The organism is Streptomyces griseoruber (assembly GCF_001514205.1).
Lineage (GTDB): Bacteria > Actinomycetota > Actinomycetes > Streptomycetales > Streptomycetaceae > Streptomyces > Streptomyces griseoruber.
In genome coordinates, this window is record NZ_KQ948783.1 from 52,921 (window position 1) to 68,537 (window position 15,617).

The 15,617-nt window shown below is 73.3% G+C and carries 20 protein-coding genes and 1 pseudogene; 18 read left to right on the forward strand and 3 right to left on the reverse strand.

What is annotated here, in order from left to right; translation table 11 throughout:
• Nucleotides 1-224 precede the first annotated feature (224 nt).
• Nucleotides 225-530: a WhiB family transcriptional regulator gene (locus AQJ64_RS38905; RefSeq protein WP_240513027.1), complete on the reverse strand. Its 306-nt coding sequence runs from the start codon at nucleotides 528-530 to the stop codon at nucleotides 225-227.
• A gap of 212 nt (nucleotides 531-742) precedes the next feature.
• On the opposite strand from AQJ64_RS38905, the gene AQJ64_RS38910 reads away from it, so the two are divergent.
• The 5 genes from AQJ64_RS38910 (at nucleotide 743) to AQJ64_RS38930 (ending at nucleotide 3,473) form a co-directional block, all read left to right on the forward strand.
• The gene (locus AQJ64_RS38910) at nucleotides 743-1,225 is read left to right on the forward strand and encodes a helix-turn-helix domain-containing protein (RefSeq protein WP_055639173.1); all 483 of its coding nucleotides are present in this window, start codon (nucleotides 743-745) and stop codon (nucleotides 1,223-1,225) included.
• Between the two features lie 222 nt (nucleotides 1,226-1,447).
• Nucleotides 1,448-1,861, forward strand: a complete 414-nt coding sequence (locus tag AQJ64_RS38915) for a hypothetical protein (RefSeq protein WP_059203398.1) — start codon at nucleotides 1,448-1,450, stop codon at nucleotides 1,859-1,861.
• Between the two features lie 159 nt (nucleotides 1,862-2,020).
• Complete coding sequence (locus AQJ64_RS38920; protein WP_059203399.1) at nucleotides 2,021-2,623, forward strand: phage tail tube protein; 603 nt, start codon at nucleotides 2,021-2,023, stop codon at nucleotides 2,621-2,623.
• A gap of 128 nt (nucleotides 2,624-2,751) precedes the next feature.
• Nucleotides 2,752-3,042, forward strand: coding sequence for a hypothetical protein (locus AQJ64_RS38925; protein WP_059203400.1), 291 nt, complete (start codon nucleotides 2,752-2,754; stop codon nucleotides 3,040-3,042).
• A gap of 65 nt (nucleotides 3,043-3,107) precedes the next feature.
• On the forward strand, nucleotides 3,108-3,473 hold the full coding sequence (locus AQJ64_RS38930; RefSeq protein WP_059203421.1) for a hypothetical protein: 366 nt from the start codon (nucleotides 3,108-3,110) through the stop codon (nucleotides 3,471-3,473).
• A 6-nt stretch (nucleotides 3,474-3,479) separates the two neighbouring features.
• Here the strand turns inward: AQJ64_RS38930 and AQJ64_RS38935 are convergent, their stop codons facing one another.
• Complete coding sequence (locus AQJ64_RS38935; RefSeq protein WP_059203401.1) at nucleotides 3,480-3,893, reverse strand: hypothetical protein; 414 nt, start codon at nucleotides 3,891-3,893, stop codon at nucleotides 3,480-3,482.
• 46 nt (nucleotides 3,894-3,939) lie between these two features.
• Nucleotides 3,940-4,305 carry a hypothetical protein gene (locus tag AQJ64_RS38940; protein WP_055639020.1) on the reverse strand — a complete coding sequence of 122 codons (366 nt, stop codon included), beginning with the start codon at nucleotides 4,303-4,305 and terminating at the stop codon, nucleotides 3,940-3,942.
• Between the two features lie 271 nt (nucleotides 4,306-4,576).
• Here AQJ64_RS38940 and AQJ64_RS38945 point away from each other — a divergent pair, with 271 nt between their 5' ends.
• From AQJ64_RS38945 to AQJ64_RS39005, 13 genes and pseudogenes are all read left to right on the forward strand, one after another.
• Nucleotides 4,577-4,783 (forward strand): hypothetical protein, encoded by a 207-nt coding sequence (locus AQJ64_RS38945; RefSeq protein ID WP_055639021.1) that lies wholly within the window; start codon nucleotides 4,577-4,579, stop codon nucleotides 4,781-4,783.
• Between the two features lie 550 nt (nucleotides 4,784-5,333).
• Nucleotides 5,334-5,867: pseudogene (locus AQJ64_RS38950) on the forward strand (phage tail protein); the annotation flags it as partial.
• Nucleotides 5,864-7,135, forward strand: coding sequence for a hypothetical protein (locus AQJ64_RS38955; protein ID WP_059203402.1), 1,272 nt, complete (start codon nucleotides 5,864-5,866; stop codon nucleotides 7,133-7,135). The pseudogene AQJ64_RS38950 and the gene AQJ64_RS38955, both read left to right, overlap by 4 nt.
• Nucleotides 7,136-7,201: 66 nt before the next feature.
• Nucleotides 7,202-8,122: a phage distal tail protein gene (locus AQJ64_RS38960; protein ID WP_059203403.1), complete on the forward strand. Its 921-nt coding sequence runs from the start codon at nucleotides 7,202-7,204 to the stop codon at nucleotides 8,120-8,122.
• Between the two features lie 85 nt (nucleotides 8,123-8,207).
• Nucleotides 8,208-9,422 carry a hypothetical protein gene (locus AQJ64_RS38965; protein ID WP_059203404.1) on the forward strand — a complete coding sequence of 405 codons (1,215 nt, stop codon included), beginning with the start codon at nucleotides 8,208-8,210 and terminating at the stop codon, nucleotides 9,420-9,422.
• A 27-nt stretch (nucleotides 9,423-9,449) separates the two neighbouring features.
• Nucleotides 9,450-10,643 carry a hypothetical protein gene (locus tag AQJ64_RS38970; protein ID WP_055638457.1) on the forward strand — a complete coding sequence of 398 codons (1,194 nt, stop codon included), beginning with the start codon at nucleotides 9,450-9,452 and terminating at the stop codon, nucleotides 10,641-10,643.
• Between the two features lie 39 nt (nucleotides 10,644-10,682).
• Nucleotides 10,683-11,783, forward strand: coding sequence for a hypothetical protein (locus tag AQJ64_RS50320; RefSeq protein WP_059203405.1), 1,101 nt, complete (start codon nucleotides 10,683-10,685; stop codon nucleotides 11,781-11,783).
• A complete protein-coding gene (locus tag AQJ64_RS38980) occupies nucleotides 11,780-12,892 on the forward strand; it encodes a hypothetical protein (RefSeq protein ID WP_055631369.1) in 1,113 nt (370 codons plus the stop codon). Before AQJ64_RS50320 ends, AQJ64_RS38980 begins: the two co-directional genes overlap by 4 nt.
• Nucleotides 12,892-13,626, forward strand: coding sequence for a hypothetical protein (locus AQJ64_RS38985; RefSeq protein ID WP_055631370.1), 735 nt, complete (start codon nucleotides 12,892-12,894; stop codon nucleotides 13,624-13,626). Before AQJ64_RS38980 ends, AQJ64_RS38985 begins: the two co-directional genes overlap by 1 nt.
• A gap of 10 nt (nucleotides 13,627-13,636) precedes the next feature.
• Complete coding sequence (locus tag AQJ64_RS38990; protein WP_055631371.1) at nucleotides 13,637-14,002, forward strand: hypothetical protein; 366 nt, start codon at nucleotides 13,637-13,639, stop codon at nucleotides 14,000-14,002.
• Between the two features lie 115 nt (nucleotides 14,003-14,117).
• On the forward strand, nucleotides 14,118-14,990 hold the full coding sequence (locus tag AQJ64_RS38995; protein ID WP_055631372.1) for a peptidoglycan-binding protein: 873 nt from the start codon (nucleotides 14,118-14,120) through the stop codon (nucleotides 14,988-14,990).
• Nucleotides 14,991-15,003: 13 nt separating this feature from the next.
• The gene (locus tag AQJ64_RS39000) at nucleotides 15,004-15,297 is read left to right on the forward strand and encodes a hypothetical protein (RefSeq protein WP_099053855.1); all 294 of its coding nucleotides are present in this window, start codon (nucleotides 15,004-15,006) and stop codon (nucleotides 15,295-15,297) included.
• On the forward strand, nucleotides 15,294-15,560 hold the full coding sequence (locus AQJ64_RS39005; RefSeq protein WP_055631373.1) for a hypothetical protein: 267 nt from the start codon (nucleotides 15,294-15,296) through the stop codon (nucleotides 15,558-15,560). Before AQJ64_RS39000 ends, AQJ64_RS39005 begins: the two co-directional genes overlap by 4 nt.
• Nucleotides 15,561-15,617: the final 57 nt, after the last annotated feature.

Genomic DNA, 15,617 nt, shown 5'->3' on the forward strand with positions numbered 1-15,617 from the left:
GGGCAGTCCACGATGCGGGGCGCGCGGACGGTGCCGGGGGCAGGTCGTCGGGCCGTGCGGGTGCGGGGCCGGACGCCGACGCCGCAACCCCGGCCTCGCACGGGACAGCCGACTCCGCGGGCCGGCCATCGGGTGCGGCCGGGGTCGGGCGAGCCGCCCGGGATGCGGGGCGGGTGCCGGTCGGAGCCGGCGTGGGGCGGGGGGCCGGAGGGGTGGGGTGCTGGTCAGGCACGGGTGCCTCCGTGGAGGCGGGTCTCGGGGACCGGGCGGCCGGAGCGCCAGAGGCGGCCGCCGCAGACGCCGTCGAACCAGTTCTCGGCGGGCGCCACCGTCTCCTCGCAGGCGCGCCGCACGGGACACGTCGCGCACGCCCGCAGCGCCGGGGCGGCCTCCTTCGGCTTCTTCGAGAAGACGATCCGGGGCGGCAGCCCGGCGCAGGCGGCCGCGGACTGCCAGCCGGCGGGACGCGAGGGACGCGACGGGCGCGGCTGATCCGGTGGTGAGCAGGAACCGGTTACGGGCATGGGCATGGGACCCCCTGTCGGTTCGTGAACGAGCCGTACGAAGTGAACGCCCCCAGAGTCACAGATTGCGCGCGCGCTCGCAATGATTTACCGGCGCCTCACCTTCACCCGAACCTCCATCAACTACACAAACTTTCCCCACTACTTGCGCGAGAGCACGTAATTCCTTGCGCGCAAGCAAGCTAAACTCGTGCCACCCCCGAAGGAAGCGAGCAGACATGACCACCCAGGACCTGGACGCGTTCGCCGCGTGGGTCGAAGACCTCATGCGCGAACGCGGCTACGACATCGACAGCCCGCGCGGCGGCGGGAAGTCACGGATCGCGGACGAGGCCGGCGTACACCGCGCCGCCGTCACCCGCCTGCTGCAACGCCAGAGCATGCCGGACCTCGAGACCACCCGCCGCCTCGCACGGGTGCTCGGCGTCCCGGTCCGCGACATGCTCATCCGCTCCGGCCGGCTCACCGCCGAGGAGCTCGCCGACCCGCACGGACGCGCGTCCGCACCCGCCCCCGAGCCGGACTTCGGGCGCAGGCCGACCCTGGAGGAGGTCGCCGACCTGCTCGGCGTACCGGCCGAGCGGCGGGAGATGTTCGTACGGGTGGTGGAGCAGTTCCTGCCGAACGAGCCGGAGCGCGCGGACAAGGCCGGCCGCATCCTGGCGGGCGCGGGCACGGCGGCACCCCCCGGCACGGACTGACACCTCCCCCGCCCGGGCACCCGTGGGCCGACGGGTGCACACCCCGCACACCAGCCGCCCCTCCCGTACCCCTGGGGCCAATTCTTTCGCCGTATTAGTTGCGTGCGCGCACGCTCGCATGTCACAGTTGGTGCAGCGGCGGAGCTGTGCCCACCCCTCCCCGCCGCCTCCCCTCCCTCCAGCTCCACCCCTCCCTTCCCGCTTCCGGCGAGGTGACCCGGCATGACCACACCCACTCCACCGAGCGCCTTCCCCGACGTCGAGGCTCTGGTCGTCGACATCCTGGAGGCCGACCCGGCGCTCTCCACGGCGCTGGTGACCGTCCAGCCGCCGGAGGACTTCGACGGCACGGCCGCCGCCGTGCTCGTCAACCGCCGCGGCGGCGCCTGGGTCGGCGAGCGCCACGTCGACCAGCCGCTGATCGAACTGGAGGTGTACGGCCCCACCAAGCAGGCCGCGCACGTCCTGGCCAACTCGGCCCGCCGCGCGCTGATGGCCGCGGCCGGCAACCGCTACGGCACGAACCTGATCACCGAGGTGGAGGAACAGGACGGCCCCCGCTGGCTGCCCGACTACCTCTACCGCGCGGCCAACCGGTACGTGACCGTCCTCACGGTGTACCTGGACGTCTACTGACGCGTCCGCACCCCACAGACCGAAGGCCCCGCCGTTCGCCTCCCCGACCGGCGGGGCCTTCGCCGTACCCGGAACCGCCGGGCACGGCACCCCGCACCATCCGCACCATCCGCACCATCCGCACCCCCTTCTCCATCCCTCTATCAAGGAGCCCAACTCATGGCAGGCACCAACTCCTCCGAGATCCGCATCGCCGGAGTCGGCCGGCTCTACGTCGCCGCCGCCGACACGAAGGTCCCGACGACCTTCTCCACCGACCCGTCCACCGACTGGGCCACCGGCTGGAAGAACCTCGGCTTCACCAACGGCGAGGGCGTCACCTTCAGCAAGAAGGACAAGCTGGAGCCGGTCGACGTGTGGCAGGCCGTCAGCCCGGTGCACTTCGTGTACTCGGACCGCGACCTGACCCTGAAGTTCTCGCTGCTCCAGTTCAACGAGGACACGCTGCCGTTCTTCATGGGCGGCGGCCAGGTCGACGCCGTGACCGGCTCGACGGGCGTCTACAAGTACGACATCGCCGACCGCCCGTACGCCGATGTCCGCGCCCTCGGCCTGGAGTTCACCGATGTCCGGGCGAGCGACGGCACCGCCGTGACGTACCGCTTCGGCATCCCGCGCGGCCAGGTCACGGCGGCGGACGACATCAAGCTGGCCCGCAAGTCGCCGGCCCAGCTCGGCATCACCTTCACGGCGATGGCGGCGACCGACGGCTCGGCGCTGGCGAGCTTCGTGATGAAGGACGCCGCGTACGCGGCGTCCTGACCGACCGGGTGGGGTGAGCGCACCGGAGCACACCGCCCGCCCCACCCGTCGCACCCCGCCCGTCGCACCCCGCCCCACCCCAGTGCTCACTCCCCTGCACGGAATCACTCGAGGAGGCACCCCTCACCATGGCCCGTTTCGATGTCAACGCCGCCCGCGCCCAGCGCCTCGAAGCCCTCGGCCGTACCTGGTCGTTCGAGCTCGACGGCGAGAGCTTCACCCTGCCCACGGAGCTGACCCGCGCCACCGCGAAGGCGCTGCGGGAGCTCGACGACAACGACGTGGACGGGCTGCTCGGGCTGCTCATGGGCGAGCGGCAGTTCGCCCGTTTCGAGCGGCACGAGGTGACCATGCAGGACATCGCCGCCGTCCTGGAGGCCTACGGCAAGGAGACCGGGCTCGGCCTGGGGGAAGGCTGAGCCTCGTCGGGTTCGTGGACGAACACGCCGAGGCCCTCGAAGCGGACCTGCTCCGCTACTACGGCATCGATCTGCTCGACTGGCACCGCGACCGCCTCTCCGCGCGGCGGCTCGCGGTGCTCGTCGCGCATCTGCCGCGGGACAGCGCCCTCAACCGCGAGCTGCACGGAGATGCCGCCGAGTGGTCGGTGACGGACCATCTGCTGGCCGCGGCCGTGGATCATCTGGCGGCGGCGAACTGGATGTTCGCGTCGGTCAACTCGGACGAGGACGACCAGCCGGACCCACCGGTACCGGTGCCGCGGCCGGGCGACACGGCGGAACCGGGAGAACCGGAAGAGGAAGGGGAGCCGAGGAACGGGCCTCCCGGGGAACCGGGCGCACCGCCCCCGTCCCCCTCGCCGGTCCAACTGGCCCGCTTCTTCGCCTGACGGCCGTCACCCGGACTCCGGCGCCTCCGGCGACCGGGCCTCGCGCCCGTCCCCCCGACGCCCCCGCCCCCGTCCCTGCCCCCGCCCCTCCAGCTCGTCGGCGAGTGCACGGGCCCTGTCCGACAGCCGGGGCCGTTCCTCGGACGCCGCCACCGGTTCCTGCTGCGCTCGCTCCCCGGCCTCCGTACGACGCTCCTTGGACCGGGGCAGCGGGGGCACACTGGGCCGCCCGTTGCGCCGCACCACGGCCCGACGGGCCGACCGGACGGACCGCTTCTCCTGCGCGGGAACGGCGGCCGTCGGCAGGTCGTCGGCACCCGATCCCCCCGCACCACCCACGGGTGTCTGCACCGGTACCGGCACCGGCCCCCCGTCCGCCACCGACCGCTCCCGCTCCCCCCGCTCCTCCGCCCGGGTCACCTCCGTGGGCGGGCGCAGGAGTTCGACGTACGGCAGGGCGATGACCTCACCGCCGGCGTCGTCCTCCGCCGCCGGCCGGGCCCGGCGCGGGCGGCGGCCGGTGCGGGCGGCGGCCGGTGCGGGCGTCCTGCTGGCCCTGGAGGTAGGCGACGGTGATGCGTTCCTCGTACGCGCGGCGGATCGCGGGAAGCTGTTCGGCGACCATGTCGGCCCAGCCGGCGCTGTAGGCGGCCAGCTCGCGGCGGTCCAGCTCGCCGCGGGGCAGGGTGACCAGGTCCTCCGGGTCGTACCCGAGACTGAGGACGAGCTCGGAGACGCGGGCGATGAGATGCGGCAGATCAGGGGACAGTTCGAGCCAGTCGACCACCTGGTCGTTTCGCCCGTTCCCCGTGTCGCCCTCGTCCCCGTCCACCCCGCCGGCCTTGATCTCGCCTCCTGCCCGTCCGCGCTCGGCGAACCCTCAACTCGCTTACAGGGCCCTGTAGTTCACGCTTCCCTTTTTCACGGACGGACGAACGGCCGGATCCTACTCCACGAACCTTGGGCTCTCACGGAGCGTTCGCGTCAAACACGGAACGACACCACAGCAGGACTCGTACACTAGTTCGAACAAACGCTCCGGCACCCCCAGGAGCACCATCGCAGCACAGCCCAGCGGACAGACCGGAAAGCAGGCACCCGACATGGCGACTGGCCCGAGCGACTCCTCCGAGCAGCCGATCGACACCTACACCCGCCTCGCCCACCTCCTGCACACCCCGCCCTCGGACCGCGAGGCCCTGCTGGACCGGGTGTACGAGGAACTGCTCACCCGCGAGTCGCACGCCTACGCGGCCGGCTGGTCGGACGCCCTGACGGAGGCCCGCCGCAGGCGCGGCCGACGAGCGTAGTCGGCGGCGCCTCCGCACCCGTTTCGAGCCATGCGCGGGGAGCCCGTCGAGGCGTCACCCCGCGGTACGGCGTCACGAGGTGACGGCGATGAAGGCCTGACCCGCGACGATCCCGCCGGCCGAGGCCAACAGCGCCTCGGACACGAACAGGGCCCAGTGCGCCTTCTGACGGCCCGTGCGCGGGACGATGCGGCCTTCCCTCATCTCCTGTGCGGACACACCCCGCTCCCGCCTCATCCTCCGTCGCCGCTTCCTCGACTCCGGCAGCACTTCCAGGACCCAGAAGAGGTCCCTCACGAGCCCCCTGGCGCCCCCGCCACCGCGCGCGCCGGACAGTACGCCGAAGAGCAGGAAGACGAAGACGCCGAGAAAGAACGCCGCAGCCGCCGCGTTCATCACGGCCCGGCCGGCTCCTCCGGGACCCGGAACACCGACTGCGAAAACCAGGGCGGCTCCGCCGGAGCCGTAGAGGAAGGCCAGCCCGCCGAAGGCCGCGACGGGCCCGATCCAGCCACGCAGTCCGTGCAGCCACGCGACGACACAGACGCCCATCTCCCCCGTCGTCAACTGGGTCAGGTCCGCGATCCCCAACGCCTTCAAGGCCGTCAAGGACAAGCTGTCCAGCATCTGGGGCGGGCTCAAGGGCATCGCCGGCCGTGCCTTCGACGGCATCAAGGACGCGGTCAAGGGCCCGATCAACGCCGTGATCGGCATCGTCAACCGCGCCATCGGCGCCCTCAACGGGATCCATGTCTCCATCCCCGGCTGGGTCCCCCTGGTCGGCGGCAAGTCCTTCGGCGTCAGCCTGCCGAGGATCCCCACGCTGGCCACCGGCGGTGTCGTCCTGCCCCGCTCCGGCGGCGTCCCGGCGATCCTCGCCGAGGCCGGTGAGGCGGAGGCCGTCCTGCCGCTCAGCAAGCTCGACCGGCTGCTGCGCCGGGCCGCCGCCGACGGCAGGGCCTACGCCGGAGCCGGAACGGGCGTCGGCGGCGCGCTGCACATCGAGCACTACCACGCCGCCGAGACCAGCACCCCGCAGCGCACCGCGGACGCGCTGATGTTCCTGGCGAAGGCCCGCGGATGAGCACCCCGGCGGCAGCGGACCCGCTCGCCGGGGTCGCCCCGGCGCTGACCGCGTTCCGGTCCCGCGCCGAACAGGGCGGCACCGCGCTGCGCTCCCTCACCGAACGGATCAGGGCCGCCGCCACCGGCGCCGAACGCCTCGGCACGGCCGCCGCGCGGGGCGCCACCGCCGTGAGCCGCGCCAAGACGAGCACCGAGGCCGCCGCCCGCGCCGTCACCAGGACGGGCCGGACGGCCGCCACCGCCGGGTCCGGGATCAAGGAGGCCGCCACCGGCGGCAGGACGGCCGCCCGCACCCTCGTCCGGCTCGGCTCCGCCCTCGGCGGTGTCCTCGCCGTCGTGGGCGCGCTGATCGCGGCCTCCGGTGTCCTCGGCGACCTCATGGGCACCTTCGGCACCCTCATGACCATCGGCTCCGGTGTCCTGCTCGTCGTCAACGCCCTCACCCGCGCCAACCCCATCGGCTTCGTCACCGGCCTCCTCCTCCCGGTGGCCGGCTGGCTGCTGGGCCTGGCGCTGAACTCCGAGACCGGACAGCGCCTGATGGAGCAGCTGGCGACGCTCGTCCTGAAGTACGTCGAGGGGTGTCTGACGGTGATGACCCCGCTGCTGAAGGCCGTCGGCGGCGCGGTGAACACCTACGTCACCGGCTACCTCGGTCTCGTGACCACGGTCCTCACCGGTCTCACCACCCTCATCGGCACCGCCTTCACCGTGGCCCGCTCACTGGCGAGCGGGGACACCGAGGCGCTCAGCGGCCGGGCGGCGGCGGTCTGGAAGGGCGTCAAGGACGGCGTCGAGCCGGTGCTGCACTGGATCGGCAAGGACATCCCCACGATGTTCACCCGCGTCAAGGACGCCACCGCCCGCGCCCTCGACGCGCTCGGACGGTTCGTCACCACCGGCGCGCAGACCGTCGCCGGGGTGGTGAAGGGGCCGGTCCAGGGACTCATCGCCTTCGCCAACCGGATCATCGACGGCCTCAACAGTCTCGGCTTCAGCATGCTCGGCAAGAAGTTCGGCGTGCGGCTGGCGAAGATCCCGATGCTCGCCCAGGGCGGGGTCGCCGTCCCCGGCGCCGCCCGCGCGGGCGGCCGGGTGCTGCCGCTCACGGCCCTGGACCGGCAGCGGGCCCTCACCCGCCGCCACCGCGCCCCCTCCTCCCGGCTCCCGCACCGCGTAGAGGAGTTCCACGAGAGCCCCGGCGCCGGAGCCCACGGCACGGCCGAGGACCTGCTGTTCCTGGCCGCCGCCCACGGCTGCGCCTGACGCCCCCGCCCCGGACCACCCGGACCACTCCACCCGCACCCGACAAGAGCGAGGTGACGGCCCCCCATGGCCGAGATCACGACCACCGCATACACCGACGACGTGCCACCCGGCTCACTCATCACCCGCGACGGGCAGATGCAGTGGGCCGGACTGCTGCTGGGCCCCGGGACGCCGTACGAGATCGACCGGGGCGGGCTCAGCGGCTGGGAGGACCTGCCGGAGTACGACGCCTCCGACGCCGACCACCCCACAGCGCACGGCGCCTGGCCGGGCGCGCGCTACGCCAGGCCGCGCAGGATCGGCGGCACGGTGTGGACCGTACCGCCGCAGGACGACAGCGTCTCCTCGCTCGCCGTGACCCGCGCCCTGCGCCAGGCGCTGCTGCTCGACGACGAGGAGCGCTGGCTCGCGGTCCGGCTGCACGGCGAGACGCTGGCCGTGCGGGCCCGGGTCAGCCAGCGCGTGCTGGCCGCCGACCGGACGTACACCACCCAGGGCGTCTCCCGGGCCTCCGTGCAGTGGTACGCCACCGACCCGCGCCGCTACTCGGTCGCCGAGCAGACCGCGCTCACCGGCGCCCCGCAGCCGGAGAGCGGTCTGACCTGGCCGCTGACCTGGCCGCTGTACTGGGGGCAGGCCGCCTCCACCGGCGACGTCAACGCCGACAACGACGGCTCCGCGCCCACCCACCCGGTCCTGGTGTTCACCGGCCCCTGCACCAACCCGACCGTCACCGACCGCACCTCCGCGCTGCGGCTGCGCTACGAGATCGGCCTCGCCGCCGGTGACGAGCTGGTCGTCGACACCGCCGCCGGCACGGTCACCCTCAACGGCACCGCGTCCCGCCGGCACACCGCCGCCGCCGACAGCAGCCCCGAGGAGCTCTTCGCCTTCGCCCCCGGCCGCGCCCAGCTGGCCTTCCGCCCCGACACCCACGGCGCCGGCGCGCAGCTCACGGTCCGCTGGCGCACCGCGGAGTGGTGACCCCGCCACCCCGGCCCCGCCGAGCGCCCGCGTACCCGCGCGCCCCCGCACTCCCGCGCACCCCACGACGACAGGAGACCAGCAGATGAATCTGCGCAGTTCATGGCTGGCCGAGACCGGCCAGACCCGCGAGGACACCCGGCTCACCCAGACGGGCGCCACCACCCCGGCCAACCCGCTGGACGTCCGCTCCGGCATCCTCCCGGGCTCCTACGACGGGCAGTACCGGCTGTCGGGCTTCTGGATGGAGGGCGGCGCCGGCACCATGACCGCCACCGTCCACGAGGGCCGGGCCGTCGTCCAGGGCGGCAGCGGTCAGGGCGCCTACCCGGTCACCCTGCCCGAGCCGCTGCCCCTCACCTTCACCGACGGCGACGCCCAGTACGCCCGGATCGACGTCGTCGTGCTGCGGATCTACGACGACACGTACGACGACTCCGGCTTCACCAAGGCCGCCGTGGAGATCGTCCGGGGCACCCCCGCCGCCACCCCGGCGGTGCCCGCGCTGCCGGGCGTCTGCCTGCCGATCTACCAGGTCCGGGTCCGCGCCGGGATCAGCGCGGGCACCGGCGGCGTCAACTGGAGCTCCTCCGACGTCTCCGACCTGCGCACACCCACGGTCGCGGCCGGCGGCATCCTGCCCGTGGTCGGCGAGACCGGCAACGGCGCCTACCCGGGCCAGTACCGCGACTCCGGCGGCGCGCTCCAGCGCTGGGACGGCTCCGCCTGGGTTCCGTACCCGCTCGCCCTCGGCGGTGTCGCGCCGGCCGGGGCGGTGACCACGGCGAGCTACACCGGCCAGTACCGGGACGGCTCCGACGGCAACCTCCAGCGCTGGGACGGCTCGGCCTGGGTGTCGTACCAGCGGGTCCCCGCCTGGACGAACTACACGCCGGTCTGGTACTCGTCCACCGGCACCGCTCCGGTGGTCGGCAACGGCAGCCTCAACGGCAGGTATGTCAAGCTCGGCACCCTCGTCCACGTCCGCCTGCGGCTGGCCATCGGCTCGACGACCAATCTCTCCGCACTGGACACCGCCGGCGCCTGGTCCTTCTCGCTGCCGTTCCTCCCGGCGTCGGGCTGGATGACCGACATCCTGCTGAACGTCGTGGGCTACAGCAGCAACGGCTTCAAGTTCTTCCAGGGCGCCGCGCAGGTGTCGGCGAGCAACGGCGGCGTGGTGAACCGGTTCACCGTCACCTCCGGCACGGCCGCCGCGAGCTGGACCAAGTCCGTCCCGTACACCTGGCAGGCCACCGACGTCCTGTCGATCTGGGGCGACTACGAGTCCGCCGCGTGAGCCTCCCGACGCCGTGAAGGAGTTTCCGTGAACGCACGCTCCGCCTGGCTGTCCAGGGACGGCCAGACCCGCGAGGACACCCGGGTCGCCCCGCTCGGCGCCTTCACCCCGACCTCGCCGACCGCCACCCGCTCCGGCGTCCTGCCCGGCTCCGCCGACGGCGTGTACCGGGTCTCCGGCCTCGCCCTGTCCGGCACCAGCGGCTCCATGACCGGGCGCGTCGCCCCGGGCCGGGCCGTGATCCAGAGCACCGACGCCCGGGGCGCCTACCCGGTGGCGCTCACCGACCCCCAGACGCTCACCTTCGCCGACGGCGACGCCCAGTACGGCCGCGCGGACCTCGTCGTCCTGCGGATCCACGACGACGTCCACGACGGCTCCGGCCGCACGGAGGCCGCCGTCGAGATCGTCCGGGGCACCCCGGCCGCCTCCCCGACACCGCCGGCGGCCCCCGACACCTCGCTGCCCCTGTACGTCGTCGCCGTCGGCGCGGGCGTCGGCGCCGGCACCGGCGGCATCCCCTGGGACACCGCGCGGCTCGACCTGCGCCCGACCACCGTCGCGGTCGGCGGCATCCTGCCCACCCGCACCGACGACACCGACCCCGGCGGCTACCCCGGCCACTACCGGGACATCGGCGAGACCCTCCAGCGCTGGAGTTCCACGGCCTGGGTGCCGTACCCGAAGGGCGTGGGCGGGATCGTCCCGGCCGGGGTGCTGACCACGGGCGGCTACGTCGGGCAGTACCGCGACACCACCACCCTCGGCCAGCTCCAGCGGTGGAACGGCAGCGCCTGGCTGCCCGCCGTGCCGGGGCCGGTGTTCGCGTCCTCGCTGGACGCCGGGTACACCATCTCGACGACGTACACGGCCACGCTGCTCGACACGGCCGTCTCGGCGCTCACGCTCGCCTTCACCGCGCCGCCCTCCGGCAGTGTGGTCGTCGGCCTCGGCGCACGGATCTCCACCTCGGGCAGCGAGACCGTACAGGCGCATATGTCCCCGCAGGTCACGCTGGGCTCCACGGTGGTCTGGGCGGCCGACGACGAGCGCGCCGCGTCGGGCTCGGGCGCCGTGAGCAAGTCGCAGTCGACGCAGCTGCGCCTGAACTCCCTCACCGCCGGATCGGTCTACACGGTCACCGCGATGCACCGGTCGTCCAGCGCGAGCGTCAGCAGCTGGTTCGACACCCTCTGGCTCCGCGTCGACCCGCTGTTCTGACCCGGGCCTAAACCGTCCTTCCTCCGAAAGGAACCGCCCATGCCGATCCGTTCCGGTTGGCTCTCCCCCGACGGCCAGACCCGCGAGGACACCCGGCTCGTCTCGCTCGGCGCCCTCACCCCCGTCTCCCCGGTCGCCACCCGCTCCGGCGTCCTGCCGGGCTCCGCCACCGGCGCCTACCGCATCGCCGGCCTCACCGTCACCGGCACCACCGGCACCATGACGGCCACCGTCAGCCCCGGCCGGGCGCTGATCCAGGGCACCGACGCCCAGGGCGCCTACCCGGTCGCGCTCACCGAGTACGTCAACCTGGTCCTCGCCGACGGCGACGCCCAGTACGGCCGGATCGACCTCGTCGTCGTCCGGATCCACGACGACCTGTACGACGGTTCTGCCCGCAGCGAGGCCGTCATCGAGGTCGTCAAGGGCACCCCGGCCGCCACCCCGGCCGCCCCGGCGGTGCCCGCGCTGTCCCTGCCGCTCTACCAGGTCACCGTGCCCAAGGGCGCGAGCGCCGGCACCACCGCCGTCGACTGGAGCACGGCACTGACCGACCGCCGTACCGCCACGGTCGGCGTCGGTGGCATCCTCCCGGTGACCACGGACACCACGAACGGCTCCTACCCGGGCCAGTACCGGGACGTGGGCGGGCAGTTGCAGCGCTGGAGCGGGACCGCCTGGACCGACTACCCGGTGCTGCCGACCTGGCAGAGCTGGACGCCGACGTGGACGACCAGCACCGGTTCGGCGACCCCCTCCTTCGGCAACGCCACGGTGAGCTGCCGGTACGTGAAGTTCGGTACGACCGTGCACCTGAACTTCTCGATCGCCTTCGGCAGCACCACCAACTTCGGCAGCGGCGCGACCACCAACGACAACTGGCGGTTCAGCCTGCCGGTCGCCGCCGCGGCGGCCCGCCCTCTGATCGGCTTCGCCGAGATCGCCGCCGGCGACGCCCCCAACCGCGCCACGGCCCGGCTCTACCTCTCCACCACCACGGCCTTCGAGCTGATCCTCGCCTCGGGGCGGCCCACCGCCACCGCCTTCACCGCGACGGGCGGTCTGGACTCCCTCACCCCCTGGACCTGGGCCAGTGGCCACGCCGTCGTCGGCTCCGCCACCTACGAGGCCGCCGCATGACCTCCGCCCTCAGCACCCCGTACCGGGCGATCTTCTGCGACCTGCTCACCGACCGCACCATCGACATCCTGCCCCTGCGGGACGTCACCGTCGACGACTACATCGGCAAGGCCGGCTCCCTGTCGGGCACGGTCCCGGTGCCCGACCGGGCGATGGCCGCGCGGGTCCGCCGGATCGAGGAGGGCCGGACCTCGGTCTACCTCCAGCGCGGCGACGACCTGTGGTGGGGCGGCATCATCTGGACGTCCACGCTGCAGAGCGACGACCGGGGCGTGCTCACCCTCGGCATCCAGGCCGCGACCTTCGACTCGTACGCCGGCCGCCGCCGTATCCGCGAGGACCTCGACTTCCAGGACGCGGACCAGCTCACGATCGCCCGCGCGCTGTGGGAGCACCTCCAGTCCGCCTCCGGCGGGGACATCGGCGTCGGCTACGGCTACGAGACGTCGCCGCGGACCCGCTCGGTGGCGTACCGCAACGGCGACGAGACGGTCTATCTGGAGGCCCTGGACGCGCTCGCCGCGCTGGAGAACGGCTTCGAGCACCACATCGCCGTCTACCGCGACCCGGTCAGCGGCGAGCGGGTCCGGCGGCTGCGGCTGGGCAGCCCGAAGATCACCATCGGCACCACCGACCTGGTGATCGACCGCCCCGGCACGGTCCTGTCGTACGTCTTCCCGCGCGACGCCACCCGCGGCGGCACCACCGCCCGGGCCCGCGGCGCCACCGACAACACCAACCAGGCCGTGGAGTCCCGGCCGCTGTACGCGGACGCCACCGTGCCCGTGGGCGAGCGGCTGATCGCGGCCGGCTATCCGCGCATCGATCTGACCTCGGACCACAACGACGTGGCGAGCGTGCCGGTGCTCCAGTCGCTGGCCAACGCCGAACTCACCGAGGGCGTGGGGGCGGTGGTGATCCCCGAGATCAGCGTCCGGCTCGACGATCTGGTGCCGCCGGCGCTGCTGGGCCGTACGGTCCGGCTGCGGATCGACGACGAGTGGTGGACCGAGGGCCTCGACGCCCGCTACCGGATCGTCGGCGTCAAGGTCAGCCCGGGGCAGCGCGGCCGTCCCGACACCGCGGAGCTCTACCTGGAGGAGGTCTGATGCCCCAGCTCCCCGAAGACATCATCGACCGGCTCACCCAGATGGAACGCCGGATCCAGCAGCTGTCGACCGCCGTCAACACCCGGCCCGCCCTCAACACCATCACCGGTGGCGAGGTGGAGATCAGCGACGGCACCCTGAAGATCAGCGACGGCGGCACCCTGCTGGTGCAGCGGCCGGGCACGACCGAGGCGATGTTCCGGGTCGGCTCCTGGCAGGGCGCGGAGTACGGCCTGGAGATCCACCGCCAGACCGGCAGCAAGGCGTTGACCCTGTTCAACGGGGACGGCGGCGCCACCTCGCTCCAGCCGCTGCGGATCTACGACAACGGCAGCCGGGAGATCATCTCCGACGACGTCAACACCGGCGGACTGGCCCGGCCCTGGCTGGCCATGCTGCCACCGCAGGACACCACCCAGACCCGCTGGCCGCAGAGCGCCGCCACCTCCTGGACGACGATCGCCGTCTCCTACAACCCCGTCTGGCAGCCGAAGATGCGGCTCCTGCTCAACACCCGCGTCAGCTCCGGCGGCGCGGGGCAGGTGCGGGTGCTGGTCAACGGCGTCCAGTGGGGCGACACGGTCACCGCGCCCAACGACTTCGACTACACGGCCCTGCTCGGCAGCGACTTCGGCGCGCTCCACGCCACCACGGTCAAGGTCGAGATCCAGGCCATCGCCACCACCGGCACCGTCTACGCCAACCCGGTCCTGATGCACGGCCGGCAGAGCTAGGGAGACCGCCTTGGACATCGACCCCGCCCTGCCCTGGGGCATCGCGATCGACTACGCCGGGCGGGCCACCGTCACGGAGGCCGGTCACACCCTGCACATCAACGTCTCGGACACGAGCCTGAGTTCGGTGATCGGGCCCGACTCGATCACCGGCGCCTACTCGCCCGTCAGCGTCACCGCCGAGTTCTCCGAGAGCGGCGCCGGCGGCGCGGTCCTGCGCGGCTCCGGCCGGGTCACGGTCCTGCCGGCCGGCTCCGGCCCGGTCGTCCCCGACGGTACGGCCGTCCAGCGGGCGGTCGCCGCGGCCCTCGCCGACTTCCGGGCCAAGGTGACGGACTACGCGGCCCTGTGCGCCGCCTGGCCGCCGGCCGGCTGACGCTCCCGCAAGCCCCGCCCAATGCCCCGCGCCACCCCGCCGGCCGGGGTTTTTTCCCGTCCCCCAGGCCCGATATGCCCCATATCGAAGCAAGCTCCCCAGGGAGGCACCACCCATGGCCAACCCGCTCTCCGCCGACGCCCTCGTCGCCGCTCTGGACGCCGAGGGCGTCACCGTCGTCGAACACGCCGGCTGGCGGACCCACAACCGCAACCACAAGGGCAGCTGGGGCCCGGTCAACGGCGTGATCATCCATCACACCGTCACCTCCGGCACCACCGGCTCCGTCGAGATGTGCTTCAACGGCTACACCGCCCTGCCCGGCCCGCTCTGCCACGGCGTGATAGCCAAGGACGGCACGGTCCACCTCGTCGGCAACGGCCGCGCCAACCACGCCGGCAGCGGCGACGGGGACGTCCTCAAGGCCGTCGCCGCCGAACGGGCCACCCTGCCCGCACCACACCGCAACGACACCGACGGCAACGTCCACTTCTACGGCTTCGAGTGCGTCAACCTCGGCGACGGCAAGGACCCCTGGCCCGAGGTCCAACTGGAGGCCATGGCCCGGGCGGCCGCCGCGCTGTGCCGGGCGCACGGCTGGAGCGAGCGCTCGGTGATCGGGCACAAGGAGTGGACCGACACCAAGGTCGACCCGCGCGGCTTCTCGATGGCGGAGTTCCGCTCCCGGGTCGCCGCCCGGCTCGGCGGGCAGGTCCCGTCGTCCGGCACCGCCACCCCCGCCTACCAGCCCTTCCCCGGCGCCGACTGGTTCCGGAGGCGCCCGAGGTCGGCGATCGTCACCGCGATGGGCAGGCGCCTGGTCGCCGTCGGCTGCTCCGCCTACGCGAGCGGCCCCGGCCCGCAGTGGACCGAGGCCGACCGGAGCTCGTACGCCAAGTGGCAGCGCAAGCTCGGCTACACCGGCTCCGCCGCCGACGGCTGGCCGGGCGCCACCTCCTGGGCGGCGCTGAAAGTCCCCCACGTCTGAGAGCGAGGCCGCCATGTCAGAGGCCGCCAAGCGGACCCTCCGCACCGTTCTGCAAACCGCTGCCGGCCTGTGTGTCCTGCTGCCGGCGGTCGTCGGCGCCGCCGGCCTCCCGGACACCCTGCCCTGGGTGGCGGGCGCGCTGGCCGTCGCCGCCGGCGTCACCAGAGTCATGGCCCTGCCCGCCGTACAGAACCTGCTGCCGGGATGGCTGCGCACGGACACCCCCGCCAACGGGGACAGCGCGCTGCTCTCCCTCGTCCAGCGGGACACGGACGTACGGCCCGACACGGGAGGGAGGGATACGTGAACGAACCCCGTCCGCTCTCCGACTCCACCTCCGTCGCCGTGGAGCTCGAACGTCTGCGCGGCACGGTGGAAGCCGGGTTCGCCCGGGTCGACGGCTCGCTCGCCCTGCTCGTCCAGCGCAGCGACCAGACCGACCGGCAGCTCGCCGACCACGAACAGCGTCTGGACGCCCTGGAGCGCTCCCGCTGGCCCCTCGCCAGCATCGGCGCGCTGGCCGCCCTGGCCACGGTCGCCGTGACGGTCTGGGAGCTGACGGCACGCTGAGATCCCGGAAACGCCGAAGGGCGGTCACCCCGTTGCACACGGGGTGACCGCCCTTCT